Genomic DNA, 19,446 nt, shown 5'->3' with positions numbered 1-19,446 from the left:
ACAATAATCAACGGACATTCCCATAATGGGCTTGTCTTTATTCAAGGAGCAAAACTCATGAATCGACGCTTATTTACTTTTGCGGTTCTCTCAAGCTTTATGTTATTTGGTTGTGACAATACGGCTACCGTCTCAGCACCTGAGGGCGAGGCAACATCAGAAAAAGTCACTGCCGCAAATGATGATCCGATTTCTATTGGTTACAGTGATTGGCCTGGCTGGGTGGCTTGGCAGATTGCGATTGATAAAGGCTGGTTTGATGAAGCTGGCGTGAATGTTGAGTTTAAGTGGTTTGATTACTCTGCCTCGTTATCTGCATTTGCCTCTAATCAGCTGGATGCCATTTCTGTGACCAATGGCGACAACCTGGTGAACGCTGCGAGTGGTAGTGAAGGCATTATTATCTTGGTCAACGACTACTCAGCAGGTAATGATCAGATCATTGCTAAATCATCAGTCACTAGCATAGCGGACCTAAAAGGCAAATCAATCGGTGTCGAAAAAGGCTTAGTAGATCATTTACTGCTTAATAGCGCGCTGGCTGACAATGGCTTGACAGAGGCTGATGTGACACTGGTCAATGCCACCACAAACGAGCTACCGCAAGTTTTCACAAATGACAGTATTGACGCTGTCTCCATTTGGCAACCCAATGCCAATCAAGCCCTAAAAAATGTACCAAGTGCTAAGGCTATCTATACCTCAGCGGATAAGCCCGGTCTTATTTATGACACGCTAGCCGTCAGTCCTGCCAGTCTATCTGCGCACAAGGCAGAGTATGCCAAAATCATTCAGGTGTGGGGCAAGGTTGTCAATTATATCAATGACCCAGCGACTAGAGGTGATGCGATCAGTATTATGTCTAACAAGGTCAACGTGCCTGCTAGTCAGTACAGCGCTTTCTTAGATGGTACTAAACTGATGGGTATTGAAGATAACAAGAGAATCTTTGCAAAATCTGATGAGCTCAGCTCTATCTATGGATCTAGCTATCATGTCAATCAGTTCAATATTGACAATCAGATTTATGATCAAAAGCTTGATATCGATAAATTGATCTATCCTGACTTGATTAATCAGTAAGGATAAGTGCCGCTTTATCTATTGCAAAGGCAGTGGTTGTTGAGTCTTCATCATCGTTTTAGAGGGTAGCCCATGAGTCATATCAACACATATCTAACTAAGAAAACCACTCTTGGGCTCAATGTACTCTCATTTTTGATTCCGATCTTACTATGGTGTGCGGTCAGCTACCTTCCTTTTATCTGGCATCCACAAGTTGAGATTACCGATGCTGGCGCGAGTACTTATCTACAAGAGGGTAGCCGCATTGATAAAGAGGTATTTTACCGCGAAGCACAAGATGCGATGGCCTCTGATGCAGTACCACCGCAAGGAAAACTGGTCAATCCTGTCTACTTGCCAGCACCGGATGAGGTAGCCACAGCGATGGTCACTGCCTTCGTCACCCCGCCTGCGCAAGCGGATGGACCGTGGTTACATGAGAGTCTCTGGCAGAGTATCCGTACGGTATTTATCGCTTTTTTTATCTCGTCTATCGTCGGTATTCCGTTAGGGCTGCTGTGCGGATTTTCTCAAAAAATCGCACAAATTACTCAGCCCTTCGTGGAGTTCTTTCGCTATCTACCAGCACCCGCATTTGGACCTTTGGCCGTGGCAGTGCTTGGTATCTACGATGGACCAAAAATCGCCATCATCGTGATTGGGACTCTATTTCAGCAGATTTTAATCATTGCAAATACCACGCGTACTATGGATCTTGGTCTGATTGAGGCTGGTTATACGCTAGGCACGACCAAACTAAAAAGCTTCTTTTATGTACTGCTGCCTGCCGTCTTGCCCGACGTCTATCGAGACCTGCGTGTTCTACTCGGCTGGGCATGGACGTATTTGATTGTCGCTGAACTGATAGGGACGACATCTGGTATTACTTGGTTTATTGTGCAACAAGCCCGCTATCAGCATTTTGATAACGTCTATGCAGGTATTCTACTCATTGGGTTTATCGGTTTAGGTACAGATATCTTGTTGTACCAGCTCGGTAAAAAACTCTTCAAATGGAAAGCGAGTATTTAAATGAGAAATAACGATATGGTCTCTTCCGTCCCTGCAGATAGTGCTAGCACCACCCATAGCGGTGCCACTGATTATTTCAAAGCTTTGTATCAGAGAAATGTAGTGTTGCAAGTTGATCAATTGACCCAGTCGTTTGATCAAGGTGGTAGCCAAAAAGTAATATTGAAAGATGTCAGCCTAAAAATCTATGAGCGTGAGTTTGTATGTGTGATTGGTCCTTCTGGTTGCGGCAAGTCAACACTGGGGCGTATCGTTGCAGGCTTAGATGCGTATCCTAGCGGCGAGGTAGTCGTTGATAAAGAAAAAGTCAAAGGCCCAAGTGCTAGCCGCGGCATGGTTTTTCAAGGCTATACGTTATTTCCTTGGAAAACAGTCAAAGAAAATGTGATGTTTGGTCCTATCATGGGTGGCCGCAGCAAGTCGAGTGCAGAGCGTAGCGCTCGTGAGTGGCTTGATGTGGTCGGACTGACTAAGTACGAAAACCACTATCCGCATCAACTGTCTGGCGGTATGAAGCAGCGTGTTGCGATTGCTCGCGCTCTAGTCAATGAGCCAAAGGTATTGATCATGGATGAGCCGTTTGGCGCACTTGATCCTTATACGCGTCAAAAAATGCAAAAACATCTACTAGATTTGTGGCGCAATATTGACATTACTATTGTATTTATTACGCATGATATGGATGAGGCGGTATTACTGTCAGATCGTATCGTGGTACTCAAGGCCAATCCAGGAGAGGTACAAGAGATTATTGAAGTGCCGCTCGCACGTCCTCGTTCTCCCGATATTGTGACAGACAGTCATTTTTTACAACTAAAAACTCGTATCAATAGTATCGTTCACAATCCACAGCCTATTATTGATCCTGCGTTGACAGATATGCCTGATATTCCACGTATGACGCCTTTAGACACACACAAATCCGTAACATAGCCATTTGTTTTGAATTGACAAAGGCAGCGTTTGATCTCCATGCTAACCAGCACAATCGTTGCTAACCGTATGGCGCAGCGTTTATGCGTTATTATCAGTCATAAAAGCTGTAACTGGTTTATAGGTTTTGCTTAGCAATACTACTACGAGTTATCTCTGATTAACTACTGCTGATAAATACGACTGCTGTTATACTCAGTAGCGTATTCATCTGCTTGCTGATCTATTTATGACGAACAAATTTATGACTACCACCTCTTTTATTTTAACCAGCTACAACATCCACAAAGGCATGTCACCGCTGAATCGCCAAGTGAAGATGCAAGGTATTGCTCAGGCGCTAGAGTCTGTGGGTTCAGACGTCTTGTGTTTGCAAGAAGTGCAAGGCCAAAACCTTAAACGTAATATGCAATATAACGAGTACCCAGATCAATCACAGCATGAATGGTTCGGCGAATTTTTAGATTTGCAAAACAGTTACGGTAAAAACTCAGAGTATGAAAACGGCCACCACGGCAATGCAGTATTGAGTCGCTTTCCGCTAGATCCCAAACACAATGTAAATATTACGGTCAACAAGCTTGAGCAGCGCGGGGTTCTGCACTGTGAGGTACAACCTGTCGGTTGGAAGATGCCAGTTGTGGTGCTGTGCGCACACTTGAATTTGTTTGAGCGTGATCGTATCAAGCAGTATCAAGCGATTAGCGACTATGTTCGAAATGAGATTGCACCGGATCAGCCGCTTATTTTAGCAGGCGATTTTAATGATTGGAAAAAGATGTCTTGTGACAAACTGGCATCAGATCTCGGTATGATAGAAGCGTTCAAACATTGTCATGGCAAGCTGTTGCCAACCTTTCCCGCAAAACTGCCAGTACTCAGCTTAGATCGTATCTACGTGCGCAATTTGCTTGTGAAGGATGCTTGGGTACATACTGGAAAGCCTTGGTCATCGCTATCGGATCACCTGCCTATCAGTGCAGAGCTGATGCTACCCTAATACCTAACTATAATAATTCGTCTAAATGTATTATATTAGCAATCTATTGATATATGAACAATTGTCTTTATTGATCACATTATCGATTAAACATGTTTTCGATGGAAAGTGCTATTAACAGCACAACGTTTCAATAAAATGAATAACAAGTACAGCCTAATAAACAAAATATAAGGATATTCTACGATGGCAACAGCGTCTACTACTGATAATAATCAACAAGCTAACCACGACATACCTAAGACACAGCACGCCGTACTTATACGCGAGTTCGGTGAGCCTGAAGTAATGAAATACCAAGATGGTGCTGATGTCCCTGAGCTCCAAGACGACCAAGTACTGGTAAAAATTGCCTATGCTGGGATTAACCCTGTCGATTATAAGACCCGCCAAGGTAAAGGCTGGGGCGCGGAAAACATTCGTAAAGATAAGTTTGAGAATGATCAGCCAGCTATTTTAGGATTCGATGTATCAGGCGAAGTAGTCAGCAGTAATAGCGATGAGTTTGCTATCGGCGATAGAGTAGCGGCCTTGACCTTTAGCGGTGGCGGCTATGCGCAATATGTGGCAGTAGATGCCAAGTTGCTTGCAAAAGTACCAGACAATGTCACTTTAGAGCAGGCAGGTGCTTTGCCTTGTATCGGACAAACAGCACTACAATTCGTAGATTTTGCTGATATAAAAACAGGCGAGCATGTGGTGATTAATGCACCTGCAGGCGGTGTCGGTCATTTGTTGATCCAATTGCTCATGAATAAGGTGGCGCAAGATAACGTCAAGGTGACGGTAATTTGCTCACCAGAAAAGTACGCCAAGCTTGATGAGTTAATAGACGTATCTAAGCTGGCGGGTTGGATAGATTATACCAAAGATGAAGCGTTTCCTGACCTACAAGCCGATATGCTACTTGATTTAGTCGGTAATGATGCAGGTGTCCGCGCGCTTAGCGTGCTCAAATCAGGCGCCCGCGTGAATGTGTTACCTACCATTTGGGTAGATAAGCTCAAAGAAGCAGGCAGTCAAAAAAACCTAAACGTCGCGGGTTATAAGTCGCAACGTAACGGTGAAGATATGGCGCGTGTTTTACAACAAGTGGCTGATGGTAAGCTAATCTTGAAGATTCAAAAGATCTATCCATTATCTGAAGTTGTTGCCGCTCACCATGAGCTACAAAAAGGCGATGCCTTTGGTAAGATTGTCTTGGCAGCCGCTGATTGAGTGTCATGATCGCTCAAATATTAGGCAATATTAATCGGTATGTGGTCAGATTTATTAGTAATGGGATGTCTGTTGAAACCCAAGAAAACCAACTAATGACTTAACAAATCATACAAAAGTTTTATTTTGGACAACAGAACGTCCCTGTAGTCGCCGCTTATTTATCATAAGATAGAAAGTGAATGATACTAATAAAGGGAATAATATGACGACTAACAAAAAAACAAATGACCACATTGCTTACGAAGCCAAAGTCCGTGAAGATATAGAAGCGTGGAAAAATCCTGATAAAAGTGTACTTGATAAAGCGCTGTCCGTTATCAACAAACCCATCGCCCAGGCAGGTGATGCACTCATGAATGCGCCGCAATTTGGTGATGCGCTGACAAAAGCCACAGAGCAGTCTATCACCGCTTTGAATGATGCCGCAAACTGGACATTGAATAATCAGGACGTCATCGATGCTTACCAAAATGAGTCTGATATTGCAGGCTCTTCTATCACTACATTCTCTGATATTGAACGCTTAGCGATCGCTGTCGTTGACAAGCAGGTTGAACTGTTTAAAAGCAAATATGTGGCGTTAACGAGTGCCCAAGGGGTGACCACTGGAGTCGCTGGTTGGGTAGGTATTCCTGCTGACGTGGTCGGTCTCATTACAGCAAATCTACGTGCGATTGGTGAGTATGCGACTTATTATGGTTTTGACATTAATAATAAAGGCGAGCAGTTGTTTGCCATGTCTTTACTAGCGGTGGCGACGTCTGCATCAGCCGAGGAGCGCAAAGCTGCTTTGGATAATACTGATGCAATGGTCAAAGATCCACAGACGCAGGCATTTAACCAAGTTAACGAAGAGGTCATGTCACGGGTAGTGCGTCAAACGGCAACCAAAGTGGCGACCAATATGGTCAAAACAAAAGCGGCGCAGATTATTCCAGCAGTGGGTGCGGTGGTCGCAGGTGGTGTTAATGCCAGTTATACTGCTAGTGTTTGTGAAGCAGCGCATCAATGCTACAGAGAGCGTTTTTTGGATCGTAGTGCATAACTAAGATCTGTGCCTGGCTACTAACCGTACATAAAATTAGATGGTTCAATCAGCACATGGCTTAATATAGCGCCGTTATTAACGTGTGAGCATATGCCGAAATGTCAGGCTGATCCGTCCAGTAGCTACGGTCTTCGTTTTTGTAATGGTGTGCTTCCAAAAGTTTTGCGTCGCGCCATGCATGACAATTAATTGACCAGACTCAAGATGAAGTTCAACTTTGTCTTGAGTTTTTTTATGCTTAAAAACAAATTTGCGTGTGGCACCTAGAGATAGAGATGCAATAATTGGCTGATGACCAAGCTCTTTTTCGTCATCCGCATGATAACCCATACCGTCAGTCCCAGAAGGGTAATAGTTGAGCAAGCAGGTATTAAAATCGACCACAATACCAATATTTGCCAAAGCCTGCTCGATCTGTTGTTTCACGTGGAACACTGCATTTGACCACGGTACTGTCTGCCGTTTGTGCCCTGAATACTGATAGTCTGCCTCCGTCTCTCCCATCCAGACGATTTGACGGGTCGTGATATGGGTCTTACCAAACAATGTGACGATGTCTGGCTGCCACGGCAACTCATCTAATAGAGTGTCATAGAGAATATGAGCATCGTCGATAACGATACCCAAGTCATTAACCTTACCATCATAAGGTAACAAGTTATCGGTAGGAGCAGGGGCAAAGAGGTCAGTCATAGATTAATGGTCGTTATTTGCTGTTTGATAGTGATCATTGATAACCTGAGCACAGAGTGTAGGCGCCTCAATCGGCAGTAGATGACCATAATCTGGCAATGAGATTAGACTGCCATCAGGTACAAACTTGCGCCAGTTTTTACGTACTTTATTACTGATAAACAAGGTAGGCTTACCGGTGATTAACGTGTAAGGGCAGCTTAATTTTTTGAGCGCAGCATCGATATGAGGCGCACCAAAATAGTTTGCCAGCTCTTGCTCAGGTGCAAACATAAGCGTGTAGCTGCCATCAGTATTTTTGCTCAGACTTTGCTCAGCAAATATCTGCAAGTGTGTATCACTGATACGCTTATAAGCACGCTGCGCGCGTAGGCTCTGGTAGTAGTCATCAGTACTCGACCAAGTCGACTGCTTGGTTGATGTGCTTTTGAACGGTTCTTGGCTAAGCAGTACAGAGCGAGGTAATAAATTATATAAAGTGGCTTGGTTTTTGGTAAATGTGACAGGTTCTATGAGATACAGCTGCGAAAACAGCTCTGGACGCTTGGCAGCAGCGATTGCCGTGGCCGTTGCGCCTTGCGAATGTCCAATACCCACGACAGGCTTATCTTGCGTTTGTTCTAAAAACTCAATCAGCATATCAGCATCTTGCTCACGTGTGAGGCGACGGCTGTGCGGTTTATCATACCAGTAACCGCGCAAGGCAAGTGAACTCATCTCAAATTCAGCCGTCAGCTCGCTTAGTAGCGGCATGTAGGTACCAACTGTAAAACTGTTACCACCATAAAAATGCGCTGGCGCACGCTGAGTCATCGTTGACTCTACTGACTGATTGAACTGGCTAAGGTTATAGTAGCGTGCTTGTTTTCCGCTAAGGGTAATGCTGCGTGTGAATGCGTCCATAAAATAAACACTTCCTTGTGACTTATTTTCTGTGATTTATGATTTATTTTTTGTGATCTATTGGCTTATATTTTTAGTGAGTCTTAGTTGTCTTCACCTAAGAAGCCACCGCTTTGACGCTGCCACAATCTGGCATAGACGCCGTTTAACGCTAGTAGCTCATCGTGGCTACCTTGCTCGATGATACGTCCTTGATGCATGACGACCAGTCTATCTAGCGCAGCAATGGTAGAGAGTCGATGGGCGATAGCGATAACCGTTTTGCCTGTCATAATGTCATTTAGACTCTCAGTAATAGCATACTCAATCTCAGAATCTAGCGCACTTGTTGCTTCATCTAAGAGCAGAATCGGCGCGTTTTTTAGCATAACACGTGATATGGCGATACGCTGACGTTGACCACCAGAGAGTTTGACTCCGCGTTCACCTACTTGCGTATCGAGACCTGTATTGCCTTTATCGTCATATAAGTCTTTGATAAAGTCCCATGCTTGGGCTTGTTTTGCTGCAAACATAATCTCCGCGTCAGTAGCATCAGGGCGACCATAAGCGATGTTTTCACGCACAGTACGATGCAGCAACGAGGTATCTTGAGTTACCATACCTATTTGTTGACGCAAGGATTCTTGAGTGACGGCATCAATAGCTTGACCGTCGATCAAGATTTTTCCGCTATCAACGTCAAAGAAGCGCAGCAATAAGTTGACCAAGGTCGATTTGCCAGCGCCTGAGCGCCCGACCAGACCAATTTTCTCCCCTGGTTTGATGTCTAGATGAAAGTTATCTAGCAGTTTGGTATATGAGTTAGGTGTGTGCGTAGTGCCATCATGAGACTCGCTGTCTTGCACGCGCTCCTCTTCTTCAGATTCATAACTGAAATCAACATGCTCAAATACAATACGACCATCAGTGACAGTAAGCGCGCTTGCATCAGGTTTATCAACGATCGTTTGCGGTGCTGACAGTGTACGCATGCCGTCTTGCACGGTACCGATACTCTCAAACAAACTGGCTGTCTGCCACATGATCCAGCGCGTCAGACCATTTAGACGTAACGCCATAGCGGTCGCCGCCGCAATTGCCCCGACACCCACAGCACCTTGTTGCCATAAGTACAAACCAATACCTGCCGTACTACTGACCAAAATAACACTGATGAGGTGGGTTGAGACTTCCAGATAGCTGACCCAGCGCATTTGTGCATGTACCGTACCCAAGAACTGTCCCATGGCGTTTTTAGCATAACCCAGCTCACGACGTGAATGGCTAAAGAGCTTGACGGTCATGATATTGGCATAAGCATCTGTGATACGCCCCGTCATTAGAGCACGAGCATCAGCTTGAACGATGGCAGTGTCCTTGAGCTTAGGAATAAAGTACCAAATCGTTAGTGCTACTAACACCAACCAAATAATAAAAGGTATGAGCAGCAGACTGTCTAGGTTAAATAAAATCACCCCTGAGGTGATAAAGTAGACAGAGACATACATAAACATATCAGTGACAGTCATGACCGTATCGCGGACAGCGAGTGCGGTCTGCATTACCTTAGCTGAGACACGTCCCGAAAACTCATCCTGATAGAACTGCATGGATTGCCCAAGCATGCGCTGATGAAAACGCCAGCGCATTTGCATAGGAAACACACCTTGCAAGGTCTGGAAGTGGATAAACGATGACAAGGCAATCCACAGTGGGCTAACTATCATGACAGCGAGCATGATGAGCAACATGTCGCCTTTTTCTACCCATAAGTTTTGCGGTGTATAAACGCCCAACCAATCGACGATATTACCTATCCAAGCAAACAGCATGGCCTCGTAGATACCGATACCAGCGGACAAAATCATAAAGATTAGTAGCCAGCCGCGTAGGCCATTGGTACATGCCCACAAAAACTTCAGCATACCATCGCGAGGTGATGGCAATGGCATGGGTGTGTCTGGAAAGGCGGGTAGGCGGTTTTCAAAAAAGCGAAATAAAGCATTCATAGGCAGTAATAAAACATCAATAGCAGTACGTCAAGATGAACGAGAGGACTCGTTATCTAGAATCTTTACTTTTGTGATTGGGATTAGGTGCTATTTTAGCAAAATTACTAATCATACCTGCATGCTAATTGTAATTTGCTTAAGAATAGCTATGTTTTGAAAGCTTCAGTTATAACCATAATAAATAGATTGCTGTAGAAAATATATTTTGTTACATTCTACATCCAAACTTATTCACGGTTTAAATATTGCTTTTATAAGTATGATTTTATTGCAAAAATCAGCTGATTAGCAGTTATTTTATTTAATGGTCTTTATAAATATACGAACAGTAATAACTCAACATTGAAGTTCAAAAGGTAGCAGTGAATGATGTATTTAATAATAGCGGTGCTATGCAGTGTCGCCGTCTCAGTACTTTTGAAAATATTGCGCCAGAAAAATATTGATATTCGTCAGACCATCGTAGCAGGCTATCCTGTGGCTTTTTTACTGACTTGGGTATTACTAAAACCTGATGTGGGTGCCATTCATGCGCTTGATAGCGCTTGGGGCATCATCATCGCGCTTGGGGTACTATTGCCTGCCGTATTTATCATTCTGGGACGAGCCATTGAGGCGGTGGGGATGGTAGCAACCGACGCGTCTCAGCGCTTATCACTTATTATTCCTATCGTAGCGGCTTTCTTGCTATTCGGTGAGGTGCTGACTGGTACACGTATACTTGGATTGGCGTTAGGATTTTTGGCATTAGGTGCGCTTGTCTATCGACCACAGCATAACGATATTACTCGGCAAGCAAAGCATACGCCACTATGGTTATTCGGGGTATGGGCAGGCTACGGCATTATTGATATTTTGTTCAAACAAGTTGCCAAACAAGGGGCGGCCTTTCCGTTGACTTTATTGGTTAGCTTCGGGGTAGCAGGTGTATTGCTTTTAGTCTATTTACTGGTCACACAGGTACGTTGGCAAAAACAAGCACTTATGACAGGCTTGCTGCTCGGTACATTAAACATGGGCAATATCTACGCCTATGTGCGGGCACACCAAGTGCTGCATGATTCTCCTAGCATTGTTTTCACTGGTATGAATGTCGGTGTTATTGCCGTAGCGACATTGATTGGCGTAGGTGTATTTAAAGAGCAGCTGAACCGTATCAATATAATAGGATTAGTATTGGCAGTCTGCTGTGTAGGGGTGCTGTTTTTGGCGTAATGGACTCTGTCCAAAAGTATTGGCTTCATGATTTTTTAGCTATATTGTCACGTATCCTATATAGGCATACAAATCATCCTATGATAAGGTTATCTACAAATAAAACGGCTTGTATGGAATAAAAAAGCTTAGTTTATGATACTTAACTTAACCAATAAAAATAGGATGCAGGCTCAATGGAATACGATAAGCAATTACAGCGTATAAAAAATGGTTCAGGTTTTATTGCTGCTCTTGATCAAAGTGGTGGCAGCACACCAAAAGCGTTAGAGACTTATGGTGTCAACAGCGACGCTTATGATAATGATGAGGCCATGTTTGATTTGGTTCATGAAATGCGTGCTCGTATTATGACGTGTGATTGTTTTGATAGTGAGCGTGTACTTGGTGCAATTTTATTCGAAGATACCATGGAGCGCGAAGTCAACGGTAAGTCGACGGCCAATTACCTATGGGAAGATAAAAATATCGTACCATTTCTGAAGGTAGACAAAGGTCTGGCTGAGCAAATGAGCGGCGTACAAGTTATGAAGCCGATTCCGAATCTGGATCTATTATTAGATAAAGCAAAAAACTATCCCGTATTTGGTACTAAAATGCGCTCAGTCATCTATGAGCCAAACGTCGATGGTATCGAGCTTGTGGTACAGCAGCAGTTCGATGTGGCTAAGCAAATTATTTCAAAAGGCTTGATGCCTATCGTCGAGCCAGAGGTCAATATTGATAGCACTCAAAAGCATGAGTGCGAGCTACTGTTGAAGGCAGATATCCTGCGCAATCTGGAACGCTTGAATGACGAACATCAAGTGATGCTTAAGCTGACGTTACCAGAAGAGGCAGGGTTTTATCAGGAGCTGATTGATCATCCTAAAGTGCTCAAAGTAGTGGCGTTATCTGGTGGCTATAGTCGTAGCGATGCTTGTGCCAAGCTCAAACAAAACCCAGGTATGATTGCGAGCTTCTCGCGTGCTTTTACCGAAGGCTTGAGTAAGCAACAAAGCGATAGTGAGTTTGCTGAGACCATTAATGCCTCAATTGAAGAGATTTATGAAGCGTCGAAAGTGTAAACGTAGTAAATAAAAATTCGCACATAAATCATAAGTAAATAAGCCGAAAAAAGCCCTACTAGATAAGTACGCAAATACTTAAATAGTAGGGCTTTTATTATGTCAAAAGTATAGGTTATTAATCCTACACCTCTTTATATAACTGACGTCCTTCGTTGTTATATTTTTTAGTCATCTCCGCCATGCCTTGACGAATTTCCTCAGCAGTGGCTTCACCAACTTGTCCAACGAGCTCTGTATCTACCTCTTTGATCAGATGACCAGCATCGGTTAAGTCGCCTGTTTGCGGCGTTACTTTTTGGTTGGCGGCATCTTTATCCAGCCCTGCTGCATATTCGCGCACGTTTTGAGTGATTTTCATTGAACAAAACTTAGGCCCACACATGGAGCAAAAGTGTGCCGATTTGTGTGCGTCTTTTGGCAACGTCTCGTCATGATATTCACGTGCAGTATCAGGGTCGAGCGCTAGATTGAACTGATCATCCCAGCGGAATTCGAAACGTGCTTTAGATAGTGCATTGTCACGTGCCTGTGCTCCTGGATGACCTTTAGCAAGGTCAGCAGCGTGTGCAGCGATTTTATAAGTAATAATTCCGTCTTTGACGTCTTTTTTGTTTGGTAGGCCTAAGTGTTCTTTTGGCGTGACATAGCACAGCATCGCTGTACCAAACCAACCAATCATTGCAGCTCCGATGGCGCTAGTGATGTGGTCGTAACCTGGGGCGATGTCTGTGGTCAATGGCCCTAAAGTATAGAAAGGCGCGTCCGCACAAAGCTCAAGCTGCAAGTCCATGTTTTCTTTGATGCGGTTCATCGCGACGTGTCCAGGGCCTTCGATCATTACCTGTACATCGTGCTCCCATGCCACTTTAGTCAATTCACCAAGCGTACGTAGCTCACCGAACTGTGCTTCATCATTGGCATCTTGCAAGCAGCCAGGGCGTAGGCCATCACCTAAACTAAACGCCACATCGTACTGTTTCATAATCTCGCAGATATCTTCGAAATGCGTGTATAAAAAGCTTTCTTTATGATGGGCTAGACACCACTGCGCCATGATAGAGCCGCCGCGTGAGACGATACCTGTCAAACGTTTTGCGGTAAGTGGCACATAGCGTAATAGTACGCCAGCGTGAATAGTAAAGTAATCCACGCCTTGCTCTGCTTGCTCAATCAACGTATCACGGAATATCTCCCATGTAAGATCTTCAGCGACGCCATCGACTTTTTCTAATGCTTGATAAATCGGTACCGTACCAATCGGCACAGGAGAGTTACGGATTAGCCATTCACGAGTTTCATGAATGTGATTGCCCGTTGATAAATCCATAATGGTATCCGCACCCCAACGCGTGGCCCACGTCATTTTGGATACTTCTTCATCGATAGACGAGCCTAGCGCTGAGTTACCGATATTGGCATTGATTTTCACCAAGAAATTGCGTCCGATGATCATCGGCTCAGATTCAGGGTGGTTGATGTTGTTTGGGATAATAGCGCGTCCAGCCGCCACTTCATCACGAACAAATTCAGGGGTGATGATTTGAGGCGTATTGGCACCGAAGCTCTCGCCATCATGTTGACGCATATCGGTCAGTTCATGCTGCTTTTGCGTTTCGCGTATGGCGATATATTCCATTTCAGGCGTGATGATGCCACGGCGCGCGTAGTACATTTGCGTGACGTTCTGTCCTGCTTTGGCGCGACGCGGTTTATCAATATGAGCAAATCTAAGATTGGCAGTGCTGATATCACGAGCACGTGCTTGTCCGTATGAGCTAGATAGGCCGCTTAATTGCTCGGTATCACCACGTTCTGCGATCCAGTTCTCACGCAATTTTGGCAATCCACGTGTTAGGTCGATATCGACATTAGGGTCGGTATATACACCTGAGGTGTCATACACATAAAACGGCGGATTATGCTCACCGTCTTTATCTCCAGTACCACCAACAGGCGTATCAGCCAAGCTGATTTCACGCATCGGTACTTGGATGTCAGGTCTTGAGCCTTCGATATAGACTTTTCTGGAGGCAGGTAGAATACGGTGTAGGTCGCGCGCATCTTCTTCGAAACGGGCATCACTTGCGGCACGGTGAGCAGGGGTTTTTAGCGCATCTGCTTTTTTATCTGCTTTGACGTTGGTTGTGTCAGCAGCATTTGAAGCAAGCGTTGAGTTGTCGGCTGGGTTATGCGTTTGGGCTTTCGGTGCAATTGAGGTAGTGTCTGCAGTAGTCATATGCTGTCCTAGCGTGTTGGTTTTTGAATAAAAGCAACACCGCCAGTATCTGCGGGGGTAGGCATCCATCATCTAGACAAGTTTATATCATGAACCCACAACTTCGACCAAAAAATATCGTCGCGCATGGTGGTCATCAAGTATTGGACGCAGCTTTATATCCTCTCTTCTTATCTGGCTATGCATTACGCATATTAAGACAGTAGTGACGATAAAAATGTATTTCTACGCGCCCTTTGTCATAAATAACAAAGTGCTTAAGACTTCCCTGCGTCGGTACTAACCGCATCAGGTTCGGCGGGTGATCTCTCAGCGAATGTATCAAGGCGACTACTTTAATAAAGCAAGTTTAGTAAAGTGAGCCAAAAATACACCGCACCCCGAGTCTGTCAGTGTTGTAAATCAGCCTTCATACTAACAAAATTCTGTACCAACGGCTAATGGTATTTGGATACAAATATTCTGCGTCAAACACATGGTTCAATATTTTCGTGAATAATTTTTCTGAGTGTTGATAGATGAGCATGCTTAGTATTATTAGGTTGTAGACAGATTATTCAAATATTATGTAAAGCGAATGAAGGATTCTAGAAGTTGTCATTAAACTGTCATAAAGATTTGGCAAGATAACACGCATATCACAAGCAATGCTTTTTTATACCGTTGTTAAACTTCAGGAGTCCTACATGCGTTATTCGTTATTAGCAGTGGCCGTCAGTTGTACATTAATGCTTACGGCGTGTAATAAGTCAACAGATACGGCGGAGCCAACTGCTGATACTAGCAGTAGCGCTGTGACAACAGCTGAAACAACTTCTCAGACAGCATCTTCTGCTACGTCAGATTTTAAATCTGCTGAAAATATCGCTATGAATATTACAGGTGCAGGTGCGTCGTTCCCGCAGCCTATCTATGCGAAATGGTCATATGACTACAATGCTGCGACCGGCGGCCAAGTCAACTATCAGTCGATTGGCTCGTCTGGTGGTATCAAACAAATCCAGTCAAAAACAGTAGACTTTGGTGCTTCTGATGCACCGATGACGCCTGAAGAATTAGATGAAGCAGGTTTGATCCAGTTCCCAACAGTCATCGGTGGTGTTGTACCAATCGTCAACATTGATGGTGTCGAGCCTGGTGCACTGAAGCTAGACGGCACAACGCTGGCTGATATCTATTTGGGTAAAATCAGTAACTGGAATGACCCTGCAATTAAGGCGATGAACCCAGATTTGACCTTGCCAGATGCCCCAATCACAACAGTATTCCGCTCAGATGGTTCAGGTACGACGTTTAACTTCACTGACTATCTTGCCAAGGTTTCACCAGACTGGAAAGACACCGTTGGTGTTGATAAAACCGTCAAATGGCCGACCTCTGCTACTGGTGCAGGCGGTAAAGGTAACGAAGGCGTATCAAGCTATGTAAACCGCATGAAAAACTCTATCGGCTATGTTGAGTATGCTTACGCTAAGCAAAATAAGATGTCACATACTGCACTGAAAAACGCAGCTGGTAACATCGTACAGCCATCTGCTGAGACGTTTGCTGCGGCAGGTGATATCGATTGGTCACAACAAGAAGGCTTTTATAAAGTCATCACTAACTCTGAAACTGACCAAGCATGGCCTATCGCTGCTGCGACCTTTATCTTGGTCCATAAGCAACCAGAAAATCCTCAGCAAGTCGCTGGCGTGTTGAACTTCTTTGACTGGGCTTATACCCAAGGTGATGACAGCGCCATGGAACTAGACTACGTACCATTCTCTGACACGGCAGTGGCCTTGTTCAAAGAGAAGTGGAACGAAGTAAAAGGTAGCGATGGACAGCCTGTCTACAAGCCAGCTCAGTAATTTGTTTCTGCTAAATACTATTTAGCAACCGACAAGTTATCCTCTCGAATAACTATTCTCCGGTAGTTGTTTGAGGGGTTTTAACACAGTAAATTTGATGAATACATCTCGATAGATATGCTTACTCATACCGTTTAAGTTTGTTGTGTTAAAACCTGAGATACCTCTTTTTAATATTTCGATTCATCCCATTCAATGCTGAGACACTTATGACAGACTTAAGGTCCCAACTGGCTAAACAAAAACGTTACGACGCTTTATTTGTGAATTCTACCAAAGCGTTTGCCATACTCGTCCTCCTATCTTTAGGGGGCATTTTGGTGTCTCTAATTGTTGGAGCATGGCCGAGTATTCAAGAGTTTGGTTTGGGATTTTATACCAGCAATAACTGGGATACAGTCGCCAATGAATACGGTGCATTAGCGCCTATTTACGGTACCTTAGTCACCTCATTTATCGCTATTATTATCGCGGTTCCAGTCAGTTTCGGTATTGCGATATTTTTAACCGAGATGTGCCCTAAGTTCCTCAAAAAGCCACTTGGTATCGCCATTGAGTTGTTGGCTGGTATCCCATCTATCATTTATGGTATGTGGGGATTATTCGTATTTGCGCCGTTCTTTGGTGATCACATTCAGCCATGGTTTATTGAGCACGTCGGCCCTTTGCCCATTATCGGTAAACTGTTTGCAGGTGCGCCTATGGGGCTAGGTATGTTTACCGCCTCCCTAGTGCTTGCCATTATGATCATACCGTTCATCGCTGCCACTATGCGTGATGTTTTCTCTGTTGTACCAGACTTACTGAAAGAGTCAGCCTATGGCATGGGCGCGACGACTTGGGAAGTGATGTTCAAAATTATCCTACCTTATACCAAAGCTGGTGTTGTTGGTGGCGTAATCTTGGGTCTGGGTCGTGCATTGGGTGAGACGATGGCAGTTACTTTCTTGATTGGTAATGCGTTTAATATCAGTCCAAGCCTATTCACGTCTGGTGTGACGATTACTTCGGCCTTGGCAAATGAGTTTGCTGAAGCGTCAAGTGAGCTGCATCTAGCGTCTTTACTACATCTAGGCTTAATCTTATTTGTCATCACCTTCATTGTGCTGTCTTTAGCAAAACTGATGCTCATGCGCATGGATCACAAAGCAGGTAATCGATAGATCTGTTACCGATTTATTGAACCTTGATAGATATTGATAAAAGATATGGGAAATAAATATTATGCCTGCTAACAATGCGATCAATGCACCACTACCTACTAAGCCAAACGGCGCTACCCGCTACAATCAAAGCCTGTATAACAAGCGTCGTTTGACCAACAAGTTAGGTCTAGGCTTTGCTATGTCAGCGATGGTTTTTGGCCTCTTTTGGTTATCATGGATTTTGATGACTTTGTTTGTTGAAGGCTTCCAAGGCATGGTACAGCTGCCAATCTTTACCGCTGATACGCCGCCACCAATGAGTGCAGGCGGTTTGCGCAATGCTATTGTTGGTTCGGTCATGTTGGCGTTTTCAGGCTTGTTTATCGGTGCACCTATTGGTCTTATGACAGGTATTTACTTATCTGAGTTTTCTAAAGGCAGTATGCTTGGCAAGGTCACTCGCTTTTTAAATGATATTCTATTGTCAGCGCCATCGATTGTCATCGGTCTATTTATCTACGCATTGATGGTAAAAGGTCAAAGTTTCTCTGGTTGGGCAGGCGCGTTGGCATTGGCATTGATTGTTATTCCAGTGGTCGTACGTACGACAGAAAACATGCTGAACTTGGTACCTAATAGTCTACGCGAAGCGGCCTATGCGCTAGGTACTCCTAAATGGAAGCTAGTCACTCAGGTCACGGTAAAAGCTGCGCGAGCGGGACTGACCACAGGTGTGCTATTGGCTTTTGCTCGAATCACTGGTGAGACAGCACCGTTACTATTTACCGCACTTAACAATCAATACTTCAGTACAGATATGGGTCAGCCTATTGCTAACTTACCCAATACCATTTACCAGTTTGCGATGAGTCCTTATGACAACTGGCATACATTGGCTTGGGCGGCAGCGCTGCTTATCACAGCATCTGTCCTAGTATTGAATATTTTGGCAAGATTTATCGGTGGTAGAGGTCAGCCCAAATAAGGGCTGAGAGCAGACCAGACTGTAGTACGCTACACGCTAAGCATTTACTTAAACTTATATGAAATTAATTGAGCTAGGTTGAAATATTATGAATGATGTCCTAAGCAACGTCCGTACGAACACGACTGCTGACAACTTTAATACGGCAACAGGCAGCCTATTAAATAGACCCATGTCTACTAGCGCCCAAGCTCAGCAACCAAACACTGCTGATTTTAATAAACAAACGATTCAAGATATTCCTAAGAATATGCCTGCTGCAAAAATGGAAGTTCGAGATCTAAACTTCTATTACGATGATTTTCAGGCATTAAAAAACATCAATATCGATATCGCGGATAAAAAAGTGACTGCTTTTATTGGTCCTTCAGGTTGTGGTAAGTCTACGCTACTACGTACCTTTAACCGCATGTACGATCTATATCCAGGTATGCGTGCAGAGGGCAACATCAATTTGGATGGCAAAAACATCTTGGGTAAAGACATCGATGTGAACTTACTGCGTGCACAAGTTGGTATGGTTTTTCAGAAGCCAACGCCGTTCCCGATGTCAATCTATGACAATGTCGCCTTTGGCGTACGACTGTATGAAAAATTAAGCAAAGACGAGCTGGATCATCGCGTAGAGTGGGCACTGAAAAAATCAGCGCTATGGCCAGAAGTGAAAGACAAGCTAAAAGCATCAGGGTTGTCGTTATCAGGTGGCCAGCAGCAACGTCTGTGTATCGCTCGTAGTGTGGCGACCAAACCTGAAGTGCTGTTGCTTGATGAACCGACATCAGCCCTGGATCCTATCTCGACGGGTGCTATCGAAGATTTGATCGAAGATCTGAAAAACGACTACACCATCGCTATCGTCACTCACAATATGCAGCAAGCAGCTCGCGTCTCTGATTATACGGTCTATATGTATTTGGGCGATATGATTGAGATGGGTGAGACCGATCAGATATTTACCAAACCTACCCAAACCGCGACAGAAGACTATATTACAGGTCGTTATGGCTAACATTGATTGGGATTGAAATCGGTAGAAGCAAACAAAGCTGATTG

At 44.2% G+C, this 19,446-nt stretch carries 16 protein-coding genes and 1 riboswitch; of the genes, 12 read left to right on the top strand and 4 right to left on the bottom strand.

Annotation, left to right across the window (positions count from 1 at the left end):
* Window positions 1-57 precede the first annotated feature (57 nt).
* From ACQKC9_RS07995 to ACQKC9_RS07970, 6 genes are all read left to right on the top strand, one after another.
* The gene (locus ACQKC9_RS07995) at window positions 58-1,083 is read left to right on the top strand and encodes an ABC transporter substrate-binding protein (protein WP_427621299.1); all 1,026 of its coding nucleotides are present in this window, start codon (window positions 58-60) and stop codon (window positions 1,081-1,083) included.
* A 72-nt stretch (window positions 1,084-1,155) separates the two neighbouring features.
* On the top strand, window positions 1,156-2,097 hold the full coding sequence (locus ACQKC9_RS07990; protein WP_319050728.1) for an ABC transporter permease: 942 nt from the start codon (window positions 1,156-1,158) through the stop codon (window positions 2,095-2,097).
* A 15-nt stretch (window positions 2,098-2,112) separates the two neighbouring features.
* Window positions 2,113-3,030 (top strand): ABC transporter ATP-binding protein, encoded by a 918-nt coding sequence (locus ACQKC9_RS07985; RefSeq protein WP_427621425.1) that lies wholly within the window; start codon window positions 2,113-2,115, stop codon window positions 3,028-3,030.
* Between the two features lie 244 nt (window positions 3,031-3,274).
* Complete coding sequence (locus ACQKC9_RS07980; protein ID WP_427621298.1) at window positions 3,275-4,030, top strand: endonuclease/exonuclease/phosphatase family protein; 756 nt, start codon at window positions 3,275-3,277, stop codon at window positions 4,028-4,030.
* Between the two features lie 186 nt (window positions 4,031-4,216).
* Window positions 4,217-5,248 carry an NADP-dependent oxidoreductase gene (locus tag ACQKC9_RS07975; protein ID WP_427621297.1) on the top strand — a complete coding sequence of 344 codons (1,032 nt, stop codon included), beginning with the start codon at window positions 4,217-4,219 and terminating at the stop codon, window positions 5,246-5,248.
* A 205-nt stretch (window positions 5,249-5,453) separates the two neighbouring features.
* Window positions 5,454-6,296, top strand: coding sequence for an EcsC family protein (locus ACQKC9_RS07970; protein WP_427621295.1), 843 nt, complete (start codon window positions 5,454-5,456; stop codon window positions 6,294-6,296).
* A 78-nt stretch (window positions 6,297-6,374) separates the two neighbouring features.
* On the opposite strand, the gene ACQKC9_RS07965 is transcribed toward ACQKC9_RS07970, so the two are convergent.
* The 3 genes from ACQKC9_RS07965 to ACQKC9_RS07955 all read right to left on the bottom strand — a co-directional run bounded on the left by ACQKC9_RS07965 (window position 6,375) and on the right by ACQKC9_RS07955 (window position 9,886).
* The gene (locus ACQKC9_RS07965; RefSeq protein ID WP_427621294.1) at window positions 6,375-6,992 is read right to left on the bottom strand and encodes an alpha-ketoglutarate-dependent dioxygenase AlkB family protein; all 618 of its coding nucleotides are present in this window, start codon (window positions 6,990-6,992) and stop codon (window positions 6,375-6,377) included.
* A gap of 3 nt (window positions 6,993-6,995) precedes the next feature.
* Entirely contained in the window at window positions 6,996-7,895 is a 900-nt protein-coding gene (locus tag ACQKC9_RS07960; protein ID WP_427621293.1) for an alpha/beta fold hydrolase, read from the bottom strand.
* A gap of 83 nt (window positions 7,896-7,978) precedes the next feature.
* On the bottom strand, window positions 7,979-9,886 hold the full coding sequence (locus ACQKC9_RS07955) for an ABC transporter ATP-binding protein (RefSeq protein WP_427621291.1): 1,908 nt from the start codon (window positions 9,884-9,886) through the stop codon (window positions 7,979-7,981).
* Between the two features lie 369 nt (window positions 9,887-10,255).
* On the opposite strand from ACQKC9_RS07955, the gene ACQKC9_RS07950 reads away from it, so the two are divergent.
* Together ACQKC9_RS07950 and ACQKC9_RS07945 are read left to right on the top strand one after the other, a co-directional pair.
* Window positions 10,256-11,104: an EamA/RhaT family transporter gene (locus ACQKC9_RS07950; RefSeq protein ID WP_427621290.1), complete on the top strand. Its 849-nt coding sequence runs from the start codon at window positions 10,256-10,258 to the stop codon at window positions 11,102-11,104.
* 176 nt (window positions 11,105-11,280) lie between these two features.
* Complete coding sequence (locus ACQKC9_RS07945) at window positions 11,281-12,171, top strand: fructose bisphosphate aldolase (protein ID WP_427621289.1); 891 nt, start codon at window positions 11,281-11,283, stop codon at window positions 12,169-12,171.
* 124 nt (window positions 12,172-12,295) lie between these two features.
* Here the strand turns inward: ACQKC9_RS07945 and thiC are convergent, their stop codons facing one another.
* Window positions 12,296-14,410 (bottom strand): phosphomethylpyrimidine synthase ThiC, encoded by a 2,115-nt coding sequence (thiC, locus tag ACQKC9_RS07940; protein ID WP_427621288.1) that lies wholly within the window; start codon window positions 14,408-14,410, stop codon window positions 12,296-12,298.
* 248 nt (window positions 14,411-14,658) lie between these two features.
* Window positions 14,659-14,803, bottom strand: a riboswitch (TPP riboswitch).
* 293 nt (window positions 14,804-15,096) lie between these two features.
* Here thiC and pstS point away from each other — a divergent pair.
* The 4 genes from pstS to pstB all read left to right on the top strand — a co-directional run bounded on the left by pstS (window position 15,097) and on the right by pstB (window position 19,402).
* Window positions 15,097-16,263, top strand: a complete 1,167-nt coding sequence (gene pstS, locus ACQKC9_RS07935; RefSeq protein WP_057757805.1) for a phosphate ABC transporter substrate-binding protein PstS — start codon at window positions 15,097-15,099, stop codon at window positions 16,261-16,263.
* A 209-nt stretch (window positions 16,264-16,472) separates the two neighbouring features.
* Window positions 16,473-17,426: a phosphate ABC transporter permease subunit PstC gene (gene pstC / locus ACQKC9_RS07930; RefSeq protein WP_191114511.1), complete on the top strand. Its 954-nt coding sequence runs from the start codon at window positions 16,473-16,475 to the stop codon at window positions 17,424-17,426.
* Window positions 17,427-17,487: 61 nt separating this feature from the next.
* Complete coding sequence (gene pstA, locus ACQKC9_RS07925) at window positions 17,488-18,393, top strand: phosphate ABC transporter permease PstA (protein WP_427621285.1); 906 nt, start codon at window positions 17,488-17,490, stop codon at window positions 18,391-18,393.
* A 172-nt stretch (window positions 18,394-18,565) separates the two neighbouring features.
* Window positions 18,566-19,402, top strand: coding sequence for a phosphate ABC transporter ATP-binding protein PstB (pstB, locus tag ACQKC9_RS07920; protein WP_101204716.1), 837 nt, complete (start codon window positions 18,566-18,568; stop codon window positions 19,400-19,402).
* The last annotated feature ends 44 nt before the right edge of the window (window positions 19,403-19,446 follow it).

Source organism: Psychrobacter sp. NPDC078409, assembly GCF_050268505.1.
Classification (GTDB): Bacteria; Pseudomonadota; Gammaproteobacteria; order Pseudomonadales; family Moraxellaceae; genus Psychrobacter.
This window is presented reverse-complemented; position numbering and strand designations above follow the sequence as displayed.

Bases quoted from the DNA above. Each gene is read 5' to 3' on its own strand.
- ACQKC9_RS07995 (WP_427621299.1), top strand. From the start codon at position 58: ATGAATCGACGCTTATTTACTTTTGCGGTTCTCTCAAGCTTTATGTTA.
- ACQKC9_RS07990 (WP_319050728.1), top strand. From the start codon at position 1,156: ATGAGTCATATCAACACATATCTAACTAAGAAAACCACTCTTGGGCTC.
- ACQKC9_RS07985 (WP_427621425.1), top strand. From the start codon at position 2,113: ATGGTCTCTTCCGTCCCTGCAGATAGTGCTAGCACCACCCATAGCGGT.
- ACQKC9_RS07980 (WP_427621298.1), top strand. From the start codon at position 3,275: ATGACTACCACCTCTTTTATTTTAACCAGCTACAACATCCACAAAGGC.
- ACQKC9_RS07975 (WP_427621297.1), top strand. From the start codon at position 4,217: ATGGCAACAGCGTCTACTACTGATAATAATCAACAAGCTAACCACGAC.
- ACQKC9_RS07970 (WP_427621295.1), top strand. From the start codon at position 5,454: ATGACGACTAACAAAAAAACAAATGACCACATTGCTTACGAAGCCAAA.
- ACQKC9_RS07965 (WP_427621294.1), bottom strand. From the start codon at position 6,992: ATGACTGACCTCTTTGCCCCTGCTCCTACCGATAACTTGTTACCTTAT.
- ACQKC9_RS07960 (WP_427621293.1), bottom strand. From the start codon at position 7,895: ATGGACGCATTCACACGCAGCATTACCCTTAGCGGAAAACAAGCACGC.
- ACQKC9_RS07955 (WP_427621291.1), bottom strand. From the start codon at position 9,886: ATGAATGCTTTATTTCGCTTTTTTGAAAACCGCCTACCCGCCTTTCCA.
- ACQKC9_RS07950 (WP_427621290.1), top strand. From the start codon at position 10,256: ATGATGTATTTAATAATAGCGGTGCTATGCAGTGTCGCCGTCTCAGTA.
- ACQKC9_RS07945 (WP_427621289.1), top strand. From the start codon at position 11,281: ATGGAATACGATAAGCAATTACAGCGTATAAAAAATGGTTCAGGTTTT.
- thiC (WP_427621288.1), bottom strand. From the start codon at position 14,410: ATGACTACTGCAGACACTACCTCAATTGCACCGAAAGCCCAAACGCAT.
- pstS (WP_057757805.1), top strand. From the start codon at position 15,097: ATGCGTTATTCGTTATTAGCAGTGGCCGTCAGTTGTACATTAATGCTT.
- pstC (WP_191114511.1), top strand. From the start codon at position 16,473: ATGACAGACTTAAGGTCCCAACTGGCTAAACAAAAACGTTACGACGCT.
- pstA (WP_427621285.1), top strand. From the start codon at position 17,488: ATGCCTGCTAACAATGCGATCAATGCACCACTACCTACTAAGCCAAAC.
- pstB (WP_101204716.1), top strand. From the start codon at position 18,566: ATGTCTACTAGCGCCCAAGCTCAGCAACCAAACACTGCTGATTTTAAT.